Annotated in this window: 12 protein-coding genes; 3 read left to right on the top strand and 9 right to left on the bottom strand. The window is 65.5% G+C overall.

From position 1 onward, the window contains the following. The first annotated feature begins 154 nt into the window (after positions 1 to 154). The 3 genes from CA260_RS02380 (at position 155) to CA260_RS02370 (ending at position 2,555) form a co-directional block, all read left to right on the top strand. Positions 155 to 631, top strand: coding sequence for a DUF962 domain-containing protein (locus CA260_RS02380; protein WP_111980850.1), 477 nt, complete (start codon positions 155 to 157; stop codon positions 629 to 631). Between the two features lie 67 nt (positions 632 to 698). After that, positions 699 to 1,109 carry a hypothetical protein gene (locus tag CA260_RS02375; RefSeq protein ID WP_111980849.1) on the top strand — a complete coding sequence of 137 codons (411 nt, stop codon included), beginning with the start codon at positions 699 to 701 and terminating at the stop codon, positions 1,107 to 1,109. A 72-nt stretch (positions 1,110 to 1,181) separates the two neighbouring features. Beyond that, the gene (locus CA260_RS02370) at positions 1,182 to 2,555 is read left to right on the top strand and encodes a Y-family DNA polymerase (protein WP_111980848.1); all 1,374 of its coding nucleotides are present in this window, start codon (positions 1,182 to 1,184) and stop codon (positions 2,553 to 2,555) included. 80 nt (positions 2,556 to 2,635) lie between these two features. On the opposite strand, the gene CA260_RS02365 is transcribed toward CA260_RS02370, so the two are convergent. The 9 genes from CA260_RS02365 to mrdA form a co-directional block, all read right to left on the bottom strand. Next, positions 2,636 to 4,879 (bottom strand): carboxy terminal-processing peptidase, encoded by a 2,244-nt coding sequence (locus tag CA260_RS02365; protein WP_111980847.1) that lies wholly within the window; start codon positions 4,877 to 4,879, stop codon positions 2,636 to 2,638. Positions 4,880 to 4,910: 31 nt separating this feature from the next. Further along, on the bottom strand, positions 4,911 to 5,909 hold the full coding sequence (gene lipA / locus CA260_RS02360) for a lipoyl synthase (RefSeq protein ID WP_111980846.1): 999 nt from the start codon (positions 5,907 to 5,909) through the stop codon (positions 4,911 to 4,913). Positions 5,910 to 5,919: 10 nt separating this feature from the next. After that, positions 5,920 to 6,588, bottom strand: a complete 669-nt coding sequence (gene lipB / locus CA260_RS02355; RefSeq protein WP_081804534.1) for a lipoyl(octanoyl) transferase LipB — start codon at positions 6,586 to 6,588, stop codon at positions 5,920 to 5,922. Between the two features lie 147 nt (positions 6,589 to 6,735). Continuing rightward, entirely contained in the window at positions 6,736 to 7,026 is a 291-nt protein-coding gene (locus tag CA260_RS02350; RefSeq protein WP_111980845.1) for a YbeD family protein, read from the bottom strand. Positions 7,027 to 7,039: 13 nt separating this feature from the next. Then, the gene (locus CA260_RS02345) at positions 7,040 to 8,269 is read right to left on the bottom strand and encodes a D-alanyl-D-alanine carboxypeptidase family protein (protein ID WP_111980844.1); all 1,230 of its coding nucleotides are present in this window, start codon (positions 8,267 to 8,269) and stop codon (positions 7,040 to 7,042) included. Positions 8,270 to 8,328: 59 nt separating this feature from the next. After that, complete coding sequence (locus tag CA260_RS02340; RefSeq protein WP_111980843.1) at positions 8,329 to 9,261, bottom strand: septal ring lytic transglycosylase RlpA family protein; 933 nt, start codon at positions 9,259 to 9,261, stop codon at positions 8,329 to 8,331. Further along, positions 9,258 to 10,271: a lytic murein transglycosylase B gene (gene mltB, locus CA260_RS02335; RefSeq protein ID WP_111980842.1), complete on the bottom strand. Its 1,014-nt coding sequence runs from the start codon at positions 10,269 to 10,271 to the stop codon at positions 9,258 to 9,260. The genes CA260_RS02340 and mltB overlap by 4 nt, the downstream gene beginning before the upstream one ends. A 152-nt stretch (positions 10,272 to 10,423) precedes the next feature. After that, a complete protein-coding gene (gene rodA, locus CA260_RS02330; RefSeq protein WP_111980841.1) occupies positions 10,424 to 11,542 on the bottom strand; it encodes a rod shape-determining protein RodA in 1,119 nt (372 codons plus the stop codon). After that, positions 11,539 to 13,542, bottom strand: coding sequence for a penicillin-binding protein 2 (mrdA, locus tag CA260_RS02325; protein ID WP_111980840.1), 2,004 nt, complete (start codon positions 13,540 to 13,542; stop codon positions 11,539 to 11,541). Before mrdA ends, rodA begins: the two co-directional genes overlap by 4 nt. Positions 13,543 to 13,546 lie beyond the last annotated feature (4 nt).

Here is a 13,546-nt window from a genome sequence, read left to right as displayed (position 1 = left end):
GCATGGCCTATGCGGTATGGTCGCCAGCACGCGCCGATCGCCTTGTTCGGCGCGGTGATAAGCAGACACTCGACGCCGCAGCGATTCGGGCCATCGGCTTGATCGCGGCCTGAGCGTCGGCTCTCAACCTTTATCTCCGGAGCAGCGCGCACCGATGCAAACGCCCGAAACCACGCAAGGCATCACGCATTGGCTCGACAGTTACAGCGCCGACCATCAGCACCCCACCAACCGCGTGCTGCACTGGATCTGCGTGCCGCTCATCCTGTGGTGCGCCATCGCGATGATGTGGACGATTCCCGTGCCGCCGATGATCGGCCGCCCCGGCTTCTGGGCCGTCGCCGCACTGGTGCTGGCCTTTGCCTGGTACTGGAAGCAATCGCATCGCCTGGGCGCCGCGCTGCTTGTCGCGCTGGTGTTGCTGTGCGTGCTGACGGAGTTCGCCTATCGCCAGCTCGGCCCGCACAACCTGCTGCTGACCGCCATCGGCGTGTTCGTCGTGGCTTGGATCGGCCAGTTCATCGGCCACGCCATCGAAGGCCGCCGGCCGAGCTTTTTCACCGATCTCGCTTACCTCTTGGTGGGTCCGGCCTGGCTCATGGATAAGTTCCTGCGCCGCATCGGCGTTTGAACCTCGCCCACCGCCGTCATTCCGGCCACGCCGGAATGACGGTCACGAATCTGCTTCTGGATATGGCATGACCACCCTTCTCACCCTCATCAGCGCCCTGCTCTGGTGGGTGCTCTACAGCAGTATCGGCGCACTGTTCTTCGCCATCATCACGTGGTCCGTCATGCGCTGGAGCGAACGCTGCCCGGTGGTGTTCAACCGCGCCTATCTCGCCTGCCTCGTGTGGAGCCTGATCAGTCTGCTGATCATCGGCGGCGTGGCGATGCATGAGGGCCATACGAAACCGCCGTATGCGCCGTTGCTCGTGTCACCGCTGCTGCGTGGTGGCTTGCTGGTCGACATGGTGATCGGCGTGATCGTGATGTGGCGACTGATCCCGCGTATCGATGCGCACCGCATCCGCCCGGCCAGTGCATGCCTGGCGGTGGCGGTGATCATGGCCGTGGGCTTTGGCCTAGCGACCAGCCTCGCCGGTTGAGCCCTCGCATCACGGTCTCCGCACGTGGGACGGGCGCAAGCTATCACTGTCGGCTAGCCGCCGAGATACCGCATGACCCTGCGTAGCCTGTTCATCGACTTCAACAGCTATTTCGCCTCGGTGGAGCAGCACGAAGATCCATCGCTGCGTGGCCGCCCCGTCGGCGTGGTGCCGGTGGACGCAGACACGACCTGCCTGATCGCCGCCAGCTACGAAGCCAAGGCGTTCGGCGTGGGTACCGGCACGCTGGTGCGTGAGGCGCGACGGCTGTGTCCGGACATCGAGATCCGGCTGGCGCGTCCGGAGCGCTACGTGTGGTGGCACAACACGCTGATCGAGGCGATCGACCACGCTGTTCCCATTGCGCGCATCGGCTCGATCGACGAGATGGCCTGCGAACTGGTGGGACGGCAGCGTGACCGTGCCGTTGCCGAACAGGTGGCCGTGCAGGTGAAGCGGGAGATCGCACGGGTCGCTCCCGGCGGCGCCATCCGCTGTTCGATCGGCATCGCACCGAACGACTTTCTCGCCAAGACCGCCTCGGACATGCGCAAGCCCGACGGGCTCACCGTCATTGAGCAGGCCGATCTGCCGCATGTGCTGCACGATCTCGCACTGCGCGACCTGTGCGGCATCGGTCCGTCGATGGAGCAGCGCCTCATCGCGCACGGCATCACCACGGTCCGCCAACTCACCAACGCACCACGCCATCTGCTGCGCCATGCATGGGGCAGCATCGAAGGCGAACGCATGTGGGACCTGCTGCGCGGCAAGTGGCTGCCGGTGGCGGAGACCGCGCGCAGTTCGCTCGGTCACTCGCATGTGCTCGGTCCGGAACTGCGCCACCCGACCGGTGCGCGCGCCGTGCTGACCAAGCTGCTGGTGAAGGCGGCGATGCGCTTGCGCAAGCTGGACATGCTGAGCGGCGCGATGGCCGTGCGCATCCGCTACGTGGGTCACGACGATCGCTGGGAAGGCGATCTCAGCTTCGAGCCGACCGACGACAGCCGCGAGCTGCTGCGCATGCTCACCCGCATGATCGACGGACCCGGCCGCAAGTCGCGCACACTGCCCGGGCCGGCCAACGCCGTGCCGTTGTCGGTGAGCGTGACGCTGCAGCGCCTGGCCGAGCGCACCCAAAGCACCGGCTCGCTGTTCGAGTCGCCCGCGACCACGCGCAAGGTCGATGCCGTGATCGACCGGATCAACGCAAAGTTCGGCTACAACAAGGTGTACTTCGGCAGCATGCAGGCCGCGATCGATCACGACGCGGCGCCCATGCGCATCCCGTTCAACCGCATTCCCGACAGCGCCAGCGAGAACGAGGCGCGCAAGGACGACGCGCAGCATCACGCACTGTGGCTGCAGTCGCTCAATCGGGCGAAAGTGCTTGCCGAGCATGCACATCGGCAGGAGCGGGAAGAGAAGCCGAACAAGCGCGGATGACCGACGCGTTGCGTCGATGCGTCATCCGTTGAGGCTTGTGCTGGAGGGTGCCTCTCACGCTCGGGAGAGGCACCGGCCCATCAGTGAGCGTCCGCCGCGTGCGGCTTTTCAGGCGCAGCGGCTGCGGTCGCGCTGGAGAAGCGGCCGCCATACGGCAGGACTTCCGCGGCCAGTTTGGTGTCGCCCTTGATCAGGCCCACCGCGTCGAACAGGATGTGCGCCGTCTCTTCGAGTTGCGGATCGGCCGCCTTCTTGGCGTCCTTCTCCTGCTTCAGCTCCGACTTCAGGCTGCGCTCGTTGGCGTTGAGGCCGTCATCCAGTACCGGATCATCCGAGCCATCCACATCGCCATCGATGGTCTTGTGGCGTGCACGGAACTCGGCCTGCAAGGCATCCTGTTCCTTGCGCTCGTTCTGGCGCTGCGCGAAGTTGAGCGAGATCGTGGTCTTGTCGCGCATCTTCTTGTACTGCGCCAGCTCATCGAGCATCAGCTTCCACGACGGCGATGCCGCCGTGCGCGCATCGTGCTTGCTCTGCAGCTGGCCGAGGTAGGCCTTGAGATCCGCCACCGGCTTGTAGTCGGCCGGCGGGATCTGCGTCCACGGCAGCGCGTTGTCGTAGGTCGACTCGCCGAAATCCTTCTCGTCGCCATTCTTCGGATACTGGATGTCCGGCGTCACGCCCTTGAGCTGCGTGGAGCCGCCATTGATGCGGAAGAATTCCTGGATGGTCATCTTCAGCTCGCCGTACTGCGGCTTTTCGCTGGTGTTACGGGTGAAGCGATCGAGATCGACCAGGTTCTGCACCGTGCCCTTGCCGAAGGTCGGCTGGCCGATGATCAGGCCACGGCCGTAATCCTGGATGGCGGCAGCAAAGATCTCGGACGCCGAGGCGGAACCGCGATTCACCAGCACCGCCATCGGGCCGCTCCACGACATGCCCGGCTCGTCGTCGCCCTGCACCTGCACTTCGCCGCGCGCGTCGCGCACCTGCACCACCGGGCCCTGGTCGATGAACAGGCCGGTGAGTTCGTTGGCCTCGGCCAGCGAGCCGCCGCCGTTGTTGCGCAAGTCGATCACCACGCCTTCGACGTTCTCGGCCTTCAGCTCGCCGAGCAGCTTGGCAACGTCGCGCGTCGCGCTCTTGAAGTTCTTGTCGCCCTCGCGGCGCGCGCCGAAATCGGAATAGAAGCTCGGCAGGTCGATCACACCGATCTTGCGGGTGACGCCGGCATCCTTGATCTCGATGACCTTCTTCTTGGCGGCCTGTTCCTCGATGCTCACCTTTTGGCGCACCAGGGTGACGAGCTCATGCTTGCCGTCCACGCCCGCGTCGGCCGGGAGGATCTCCAGGCGCACCGTCGTGTTCTTCTTGCCACGGATGTGCTTGACCACGTCGTCGAGGCGCCAGCCGATCACGTCGACCATCGGGCCGTTCTGGCCTTCGCCGATCGCCACGATGCGGTCGCCCACGTGCACCTTGCCAGACTTCGCCGCCGGGCCGGCCGGCACGATCTCGCGGATGGCGGTGTATTCGTCGCGCGCCTGCAGCACGGCGCCGATGCCTTCCAGCGACAGCTTCATGGAGATGTCGAAGTTTTCCGCCGCGCGAGGACCGAGGTAATCGGTGTGCGGGTCGGTGGACTCGGCATAGGCGTTCATGAAGGACTGGAACGCATCCTCGCCGTCCAGCTGCTTCACGCGGTCGATGTAGCCGGCATAGCGCTTGTCCAGCGTCTTGCGGATCTCGTCATCGCTCTTGCCGGCAAGCTTGAGACGCAGCCAGTCGTTCATGGTGCGCTCGCGCCACAGCGTGTCGAGCTCGGCCTGGTCCTTAGGCCACTCGGCCTTCTTGCGATCGAAGTTGTAGCTTTCGTTCGTGTTGAAGTCGAAGCCCTGCTTCAGCAGGCCACGCGCGAAGTTCATGCGGTCGATGGCGCGCGTGATGTACAGGTTGAACATCGAGAACGGACCGGAGAGATCCTGGTTCCAGATGGCATCGTCCAACTGCGTCTTCAGCGGCGCGAACTTGGCCATGTCGGCCTGCGTGAAGAAGACCTTCTCGCTGTCGAGGCTGTCGACATAAGCCTTGAAGATCTTCTGCGACATCGCATCGTCGAGCGGCTTCGCATCGTAGTGGAAGCGGGTCAGGAAGCGCGCGGAAAGCTGCGCCGCCTGCGCCTGGCTGACGGTGGCCGTCAGCGGCAGCGTGGAGTACTTGCGCGGTGCGTTGTCGCCGGTGAGGTCGGCGGCGGACTGCGCGTGGACACCGACGCCGGTGACGGCAAGGGCAAGCAACAGGGCTAGCGAGGGGCGCAGTTTCATAGGTTCTCTGTGAGCTCTCTGGGCGTGCTCTTCAAGCGTGCTCGGTGACACCCGCGGCGTGCGCCTGCAGGTCGGCGTGATACGAGGATCGCACCAGCGGACCGGAGGCGACGTGATGGAAGCCCATCTCCTCGCCGGCCACGCGCAGCGCCTCGAATTCGTCCGGCGTCCAGTAACGGACCACGGGGTGGTGATGCGGCGTCGGCTGGAGGTACTGGCCGATGGTGATCATTTCCACATCGTGCGCGCGCAGGTCGCGCATGGTTTCCAGCACCTGCTCCATCGTCTCGCCCAGGCCCAGCATGATGCCGGACTTGGTCGGCACGTCCGGATGCTGCGCCTTGAAGCGCTTGAGCAGGTCCAGCGACCACTGGTAGTCGGCGCCCGGACGCACTTCGCGGTACAGGTGCGGCACGGTCTCGAGATTGTGATTGAACACGTCCGGCGGGAATTCCTTGAGCACTTCCAGCGCGCGCTCCATGCGGCCCTTGCCGCGGAAGTCCGGCGTGAGGATCTCGATCTTGATGTTCGGGCTGGCATGGCGCGTCGCGCGGATGCACGCGGCGAAATGCTCGGCGCCGCCATCACGCAGGTCGTCGCGATCCACCGAGGTGATCACCACGTACTTCAGGCGCATGTCACGGATGGTCTCGGCCAGGCGCGCCGGCTCCAGCGGATCGGGCGCGGCCGGACGGCCATGGGCCACGTCGCAGAACGAGCAGCGACGCGTGCAGACCTCGCCGAGGATCATGAAGGTGGCGGTGCCCTTGCTGAAACACTCGTGGATGTTCGGGCAGGAGGCTTCCTCGCACACCGTCACCAGCGAGTTCTCGCGCAGGCGCGCCTTCAACTGCTGCACGGCGTTGCCCTGCGGCAGCCGCACGCGGATCCAGCTGGGCTTGCGCAGCGTCGGCACACTCGTGTCGAAACCGGCACGGTTCAACCCGATCTTGTCATTGCCCAGCTGCTTCTCGGGAGCGCCGGCGACAACGCTGATCGGGATGACCTTGGAGGTAGACATATCGCTCATGTAGGCAGACTCAGACCGCTACGCGAGCGGGTAGTTCAGGGAGGATGGGGGCGGCCGGTTCAGCGTCGAACCCGAACTGGCGGCAGAACTCCTCCACCAGGGCGTCCTCGACGTCCGACAGGCGCGACGGACCGCCCAAGTCTAGCACCTGCGTGACCGCCAAACCCTTGTAGCCACAAGGATTGATGCGGTGATACGGCTCCAGGTCCATGTTCACGTTGAAGGCCAGGCCGTGGAAACTGCAGCCCCGGCGCACGCGCAGGCCCAGGGCGGCCACCTTGGCGCCGGCCACGTAGACGCCGGGCGCGCCCTCGAGGCGCTCGCCGCCGATATTCCAGTGCGCCAGCGTATCGATGATGGACTGCTCGATCTTGTTGACCAGGTCGCGTACGCCCACGCCGGCGCGGCGCAGGTCGATCAGCGGATAACCCACGATCTGGCCCGGGCCGTGGTAGGTCACCTGGCCGCCGCGGTCCACCTGGACCACCGGAATGTCACCGGGCGCAAGCACATGCTCGGCCTTGCCCGCCTGGCCCTGCGTAAACACCGGGTCGTGCTCCAGCAGCCAAAGCTCGTCGGGCGTATCGGGCCCGCGGTTGTTGGTGAACTGGCTCATCGCCTCCCAGGTCGCCGCGTAGGGCTGGCGACCAAGACGACGGACTTTGAGCGGGAGGGACATGGCGATGCCTGGGACGGGGTACGTCTGGGGAAGGTGCGGGCACGAGGCGGGGAAGCCAAGTGGGAAGACGGGGCGGATGGGCTCCTTGCCGTCCTCCGGACAGCGGAGCGCGTTCGTCGCACGCTCCGCTGTCGTTTGGCGCTTGCCTTACAGCGTGTAGCGGATATCCGGATCGGCCCGCAGCGCCGAATGCGCCAGGTCGTATTGCTCCCGCGTATCGCAGCGGAAGCTCACCGTCACCGAGAGGAAATTGCCCTCGCGCGAATGGCGATGCTTCACCGTTTCATGCAGCACGTGGAGGCCGATGCCCTCGAGGATCTGCGGCACGCGGGCCTTCAGGTCCGCGCTGGCATTGCCCATCGCGGTGATTTCGAACTCGCCCGGAAACTGGAATCCCTGACCTTCCTGCTGGGCCTGGATGGTGTCGATATCGCGCATCACGCTTCCTCCATCACTTCTCGTCGGGCTTCTTGTCGCTGTGGAACCACAGCATGATGCTGTCCCACAGGCGGCCGAAGAAGCCGGCCTGCGGCGCATCGGCCAGGGCGATCAGCGGCACGTTCTGCACCGGCTGGCCGTCCAGCGTGACTCGCAGCGTACCGACCTGCTGGCCCTTGGTGAACGGAGCGATCAGCGTGGCCGGGATGTCCATGGTCGCCTTGAGCTTGTCGTAGTCGCCACGCTTGACGGTCACCAGCACGTTGTCGGCCACGCCCAGCGGCAGCTGGTTGGCCTGGCCCTTCCACAGCTTCGGCGTCGCCAGCGGCTTGTTGCCGTCATACAGCTTGTGCGTTTCATAGAAGCGGAAACCGTAGTTCATCAGCGCCAGCGCGGCGTCCGCACGGGCCTTCTCGTTGGAGGCGCCCATCACGATGGCGATCATGCGCGAATCGCCCTGCTTGGCCGACGCGGCCAGGCAGAAACCGGCCGCGGCAGTGTGGCCCGTCTTGATGCCGTCCACGCTGTTGTCGCGCCACAGCAGCAGGTTGCGGTTGTGCTGCTTGATGCCGTTCCATTCGAAGTCCTTGACCGCCGAGATCGCGTAGTCCTCGGGGAAATCATGGATCAGCGCACGCGAAAGAATCGCGATGTCGCGCGCCGTCGAATAGTGGTTCGCGATCGGATAGCCCGACGCGTTCTGGAAATTGGTGTTGGTCATGCCCAGCTGCTTGGCGTAGGCATTCATCAGGTTGGCGAACGCGGCCTCGGAACCAGCGGTGTGTTCGGCCAGAGCGATGGCGGCATCGTTGCCCGACTGGATGATCATGCCGTACAGCAGGTCCTTCAGCGGCACCTGGCTGTTGAGCTTGAGGAAGCTGGTGGAGCCGTCGGTGCCGGCGCCGCCACTGCGCCAGGCATTTTCGCTGATGGTGACCGGATCGGTCATGTGGATCTTGCCGTTGGCGATCTCGGCGGAGACGACGTAGTCGGTCATCACCTTGGTGATCGAGGCCGGCTCGACGCGCGTGTCCGGTTCCTTCGATGCCAGTACCTGGCCGGTGGCGTAATCCATCAGCACCCAGCTCTTGCCATCCACGTCCGGCGGCGGCGGCACCGGCGCCTCGGGCACCGCCGGACGCGGCACCGGCACGGGCTTGGGCGGGGTCTGCTGGGCGACGGCGGTGCCGACGACCAGGGCGGCGACGGCAAGCGAGGACAGGGTACGGCGGATCAGGTTCATCGTTCGGTTCAATCCAATGCTGAGTGGCGGCGCGCAAGGCACCGCGAGAAAACAATGCGTCAGTCTACCGCGACCTGCGGCCTGGGCAGCCCCATGTGTTCGATGCGCGAGGTGACATCGTCGGCCTGGTCCACGCTGGCGAGCGGCCCCACACGCACGCGCCGGATGTTGCGGCCGTTGATTTGGGCATCCACCACCTGTACCGGCGCAAAATTGGCCGTGCGCAACTGCTGCGCCACGCGCTCCGCATTACTCGCGTCGGAGAATGCGCCCACCTGGAGGAAAATTCCGGGCCCGGAGCTGGCAGGTTGGGGCGGCGGCGGTGGCGGCGGCAAGGTCTGGGCGGTGAGCGGCTGAGAGGGGTCGATCGCACGCACCTCCACCAGCCCCGTGCCCTTGGGCCACACGCCGATCTTCACGGCGGCGGCATAGGACAGGTCGATCAGGCGGTTCTCGTGGAACGGGCCGCGATCGTTGATGCGCACGATCACGCTCTTGCCGTTCTCCAGGTTGGTCACCCGCGCATAGCTCGGCAGCGGCAGCGTCTTGTGTGCGGCGGTGAACTGGTACATGTCGTAGTCCTCGAGACTCGAGGTCTTGTACCCGTGGAACTTGTTGCCGTAGAACGAGGCGATGCCGCGCTCGACATAGCCGCTGGGGCTGGTGAGCACGTTGTAGGTCTGGCCCAGCACGGTGTAGGGCGATTTGTTGCCGTACAACGCGCGCGGCTCCACCTTCGGCACCGGCTCGGGGATCTTGGCGATGGCTTCCGGCGAGAGCGCTTCGGGCACGCTGTCGGCGTTGTCGCGATAGCGGCTGCTCTGCGGGCGGCTGGTGTCGTCGTAGAAGCCGCCTCGCGACGAGCCGGACGTGGCGCTGCTGCCGCTGCGTGAGGAAGATGCGCCATGTCCCGCAGAGGGACGGGTCTTGCCGCCACTGCATCCGGCCAGCAGCGCGATCAGGAGAAGCGGCAGCGCCCGCTGCCATTTCATCGCATGGCTTCCGTCACACCGGCCCCCTCGGCAATCGCCTGCGCCAGCTGGTGCACCGCCAGGGCGTACAGGGGACTGCGGTTGTACGTGGTGATCACGTAGAAATTCTGGAAGGTGAACCAGTATTCCTTGCCGTTCTCGCCATCCAGCGATTGCAGGCTGGTCGGCTCGCCCGGATTCAGCGCCTGCAACGGCGCATAGCCCCAGGCTTCCAACTGCTCCAGCGGCCATTGCGGCTTGGAATCCTTCACCGAGACCGGCCTGGCCGCGCCATCGGGCTGCGCCCGCGCCGCCACCATTCCACCCTGCTGCCAGCCATGCTTCGCAAAATAATTCGCGACGCTGGCGAAGATGTCGGGCAGCGAATTCTTCAGGTCGATGCGGCCATCACCATCGGCGTCCACACCGAAATCGCGGATGCTGGACGGCATGAACTGGCCCCAGCCTTGCGCGCCGGCATACGAACCGGTGAGCGTATCGACCGGGCCGGCAAGATGATTCTCGGGCAGCTCCAGCAAGGTCTTGAGCTGCTCGCGGAAGAACGTGGCGCGCGGCGGGTAGTACAGGCCCAGCGTCACCAGCGCATCGAGCACCTTGTACTTGCCGGTGATGCGACCGTAGGACGTCTCCACGCCGACGATCGCCACGATGTATTCCGGCGCCACGCCATACTGCTTGCCAATGCTTTCGAGCAGCGCGCGATGCTCGCGATAGAACGCGATGCCATCGCTGATGCGTTGCGGCGTGAGGAAGATCGGCCGGTAGTCCTTCCACGGCTTGGCTTCGGCGGGACGGCTGATCGCATCAAGGATGCCCTGCTGCTTCTTCGCACCATCGAGCAGCGCATTGAGCGCCTGCGGATCCTTGCCGGTGTCTTTCGCCACTTCACCGACCAGTTGATCCTGCCCGGGATGGGTTTCTGCGAGGACCGGCATGCATGCCGAGGCGATGAAGAGGCCCAGCGTGGCGACAAGGCGACGTGTCGGTAGCGACGCGGCAATCAAAGGCATGAATGACTTCACTGTCGGAACGGCTTCGATGCGAAGCCTAGCACGCAAATCAGGGAAAAACCGGCGTTTTTCGATGTGCCAGGCGGCATGGCCGCACCGCCCATCCTCGGTACGAGCGCACCCAGTGCGCGACCGCAGAACACCACGTGCCCTCAGTCATGCACCTTGCGATTCGCATAGATCGACATCAGCACGCCAAAGCCCGTCAACAGCGACACCGCCGACGTGCCGCCGTAGCTCACCAGTGGCATCGGCACGCCCACCACCGGCAGCATGCCGGCGACCATGCCGCCGTTGACGAACACGTACACGAAGAAGCTCATGCCGATCGCGCCCGCCAACAGGCGCGAGTAGGTATCGCGCGCTTCCATCGCGATCCACAGGCATCGCCCGATGATGAAGGCGTACAGCAGCATCAGGCCGATCACGCCGACCAGGCCGAACTCCTCGGAAAACACCGCGAAGATGAAGTCGGTGGTGTGCTCGGGCAGGAAATCCAGGCGCGACTGCGTACCGTGCTGCCAACCCTTGCCGAACATGCCGCCCGAACCTACGGCGATCTGGGACTGGATGATGTGCCAACCGTTGCCCAGCGGATCGGATTCGGGGTCGAGCAGCGTGCGCACGCGGTTGCGCTGGTATTCGTGCAGGAAGTGCCAGGCCACCGGCACCATCGCGCCGACCACGGCCAGCAGGCTGCCGATCTTCCACCAGCGCATGCCCGACAGGAACAGCGCGAACGCGCCGGCCGCGCTTACCAGCAGCGCCGTGCCGAGGTCCGGCTGTTCGGCGATCAGGCCCGCGGGAATCGCGATCAGGATGCCCACCGCCATGATGTCCTTCCAGCTCGGCGGCAACTGGCGCGGGTGCAGGTACCACGCCACCATCATCGGCATGGTGAGCTTGAGCAGTTCGGACGGCTGGAACGACAGCACGCCCAGGTCCAGCCAACGCTTGGAACCGCTGCGCACCTCGCCCAGCGCCGCCACCACCAGCAGCAGCGAGACGCTGCCCGCGTAGAGCCACGGCGTCCAGCTGCGCAGCACGGACGGCGGAATACGCGAGATCAGCAGCAACAGAAAGCCGCCCATCACGAAGCGCGCCGCCTGGCCGGTGATCATCGCCATGTTGCCGCCGCTGGCGCTATACAGCGTCATCAGGCCCACACAGGCGAGCACGAACAAGCCGAACGCCAACGGAAGGTCGATGCGGGGCCGCGTGATTATCCGGCGCAGCAAACGCTGCAGGCGAATCTGGAGGGCGTCGATCACGGAGTGCCTCCATCGTCGGGGGCGCCGGTGCTGGAGCTTTCCGCGGGGAGCGCGGGCAAGTCGGCCGGCGTGGCGACCGGGGTGTCTTCAGGTACTTCCGGCACGCTGGGCGCAGGGACTGCACCGCCTTCCGGCGTATTTTTCGGCGGCACTGCACCGCCCTGCGTCACCAACCATGCCTCCATGATCTTGCGCACGATCGGGCCGGCGTCCTGCGCGCCCCAGGCGCCCGCCTCGAGCATGGCGGCTACCGCAATACGCGGCGCCTCGGTGGGCGTGTAGGCGATGAACCATGCGCGATGGCGCGTCGCCAGATAGGCCAGGTTCTTGTTGGTGTCGTAGTCGTTGCTGCGACGGGAAAAACGCTCGGCCGTACCGCTCTTGCCGGCCACCACATAGGGAAAGCCGGTGAACTGCCCTTTCGCCGTACCGCCCGTCACCACGGCCTCCATGCCCTGATTGACCACATTCCAATCGCCCGGCTTGCGGATGAGCGACGGCCCCGTGGGGGGATTGGGCAGCGGCACGGGATGTTCCTTGACGGCAGCCGTGGCCATTACCAGTTTGGGCGCATAGGGCACGCCGTGCCCGGCGAAAGTCGCCGTGGCGTGCGCCAGCTGCAGTGCAGTGACGTTCCAGTAGCCCTGTCCGATACCCGCGATGATCGTCTCACCCGGAAACCAGCCGTACTTGCTGCGCGTAGCCTTCCACTCGCGTGACGGCAGGATGCCTTCCGCCTCGCCGATCAGGTCGATGCCGGTCTTCTTGCCGAAGCCCAGGCTGCCCATCCAGTTGGCGAGGCGGTCGATGCCCATGTCGAGCGCCAGCTTGTAGAAGTAGGTGTTGGTCGACTTCTCGATCGCCCGCACCATGTTCACCGTGCCGTCGCCGCCACGCGTGTCGTCGCGGTAGCAGCGCTGCTGTCCCGGGATGCAGAACTCGCCGGTGGAAAGCACCGTGTCCTCCGGTCGACGCACGCCCAGCTCCAGGCCACCCAGCGCCAGGAACGGCTTGACCGTGGAGCCTGGCGGGTACGCGCTCTTCAAGGCGCGGTTGAGCAGCGGCTTGTCGGTATCCGTCGTGTAGGTCGTGTAGTCGGCCCGGCTGATGCCGTTGACGAACAGGTTGGGATCGAAGCTCGGTACGCTGACCATGGCCAGCACCTGGCCATTGCGCGGATCGATGGCTACGGTCGAACCCGGTCGCCCGTCGAAGGCATCGGACGCCGCCTTCTGCACACGCACGTCGATGCTAAGGTAGAGATTCTTGCCCGGCGTCGGCGCATGCGTCTCCAGCACGCGCTGCACGCGGCCGTCCGCATTCACCTCGACCAGTTCGTAGCCCGGCTCGCCGTGCAGGATATCCTCGTACGAACGCTCCAGGCCGCTGCGGCCGACATGGCTGGTGCCCTTGTAACGGTCCGGGTCGAGGCGGTTCATGTCGTCCGCATCGATGCGTCCCACATAGCCGACCACGTGTGCGAACAACGGCCCGTACGGGTAGCGCCGCGTGAGGTACGGCACCACGTCCACGCCGGGGAAACGCCAGCGGTTGATGGCGAAGCGCGCGATCTCGTCCTCGGTGAGGTGCAGCTTCAGCGGCACGCTGTCAAAGCGGCGGTTCTGCTTGAGCTGCTTCCTGAACGTCTCGATGTCTTCGTCGCCAAGCGGCACCACATCGCGGATGTCCGACAGCATCGCCTTCATGTCGGGCACCTGCTCGGGCACCACTTCAAGACGGAACGCGGGCACGTTGTCGGCCAGCAGTACCCCGCTGCGGTCGTAGATCAGGCCGCGTGCCGGCGGGATCGCCCGCGGCTTCACGCGATTGTTTTCCGAACGCAGCGCGAACTCGTCGTGGCGCTGCACCTGCAGGTACTGATAGCGCCCGACCAGCACGCCCAGCCCGAGCAGGATGAGCGCGAAACCCACCATCGCGCGCACGCGGAACAGCGTGCTTTCGCCGCGGGAATCCTTGATCGAGCGCCGCCGGAGAGCCATGGCG

The sequence above is a fragment of the Dyella jiangningensis genome, assembly GCF_003264855.1.
Classification (GTDB): domain Bacteria; phylum Pseudomonadota; class Gammaproteobacteria; order Xanthomonadales; family Rhodanobacteraceae; genus Dyella; species Dyella jiangningensis_C.
The sequence above is the reverse complement of the archived record's forward strand: the minus strand, read 5'-3'. Positions and strand labels throughout refer to the sequence as shown.

What these genes read in the sequence shown, in the direction of transcription:
- CA260_RS02380 (WP_111980850.1), top strand. Translation starts at nt 155, where the DNA reads ATGCAAACGCCCGAAACCACGCAAGGCATCACGCATTGGCTCGACAGT.
- CA260_RS02375 (WP_111980849.1), top strand. Translation starts at nt 699, where the DNA reads ATGACCACCCTTCTCACCCTCATCAGCGCCCTGCTCTGGTGGGTGCTC.
- CA260_RS02370 (WP_111980848.1), top strand. Translation starts at nt 1,182, where the DNA reads ATGACCCTGCGTAGCCTGTTCATCGACTTCAACAGCTATTTCGCCTCG.
- CA260_RS02365 (WP_111980847.1), bottom strand. Translation starts at nt 4,879, where the DNA reads ATGAAACTGCGCCCCTCGCTAGCCCTGTTGCTTGCCCTTGCCGTCACC.
- lipA (WP_111980846.1), bottom strand. Translation starts at nt 5,909, where the DNA reads ATGAGCGATATGTCTACCTCCAAGGTCATCCCGATCAGCGTTGTCGCC.
- lipB (WP_081804534.1), bottom strand. Translation starts at nt 6,588, where the DNA reads ATGTCCCTCCCGCTCAAAGTCCGTCGTCTTGGTCGCCAGCCCTACGCG.
- CA260_RS02350 (WP_111980845.1), bottom strand. Translation starts at nt 7,026, where the DNA reads ATGCGCGATATCGACACCATCCAGGCCCAGCAGGAAGGTCAGGGATTC.
- CA260_RS02345 (WP_111980844.1), bottom strand. Translation starts at nt 8,269, where the DNA reads ATGAACCTGATCCGCCGTACCCTGTCCTCGCTTGCCGTCGCCGCCCTG.
- CA260_RS02340 (WP_111980843.1), bottom strand. Translation starts at nt 9,261, where the DNA reads ATGAAATGGCAGCGGGCGCTGCCGCTTCTCCTGATCGCGCTGCTGGCC.
- mltB (WP_111980842.1), bottom strand. Translation starts at nt 10,271, where the DNA reads ATGCCTTTGATTGCCGCGTCGCTACCGACACGTCGCCTTGTCGCCACG.
- mrdA (WP_111980840.1), bottom strand. Translation starts at nt 13,542, where the DNA reads ATGGCTCTCCGGCGGCGCTCGATCAAGGATTCCCGCGGCGAAAGCACG.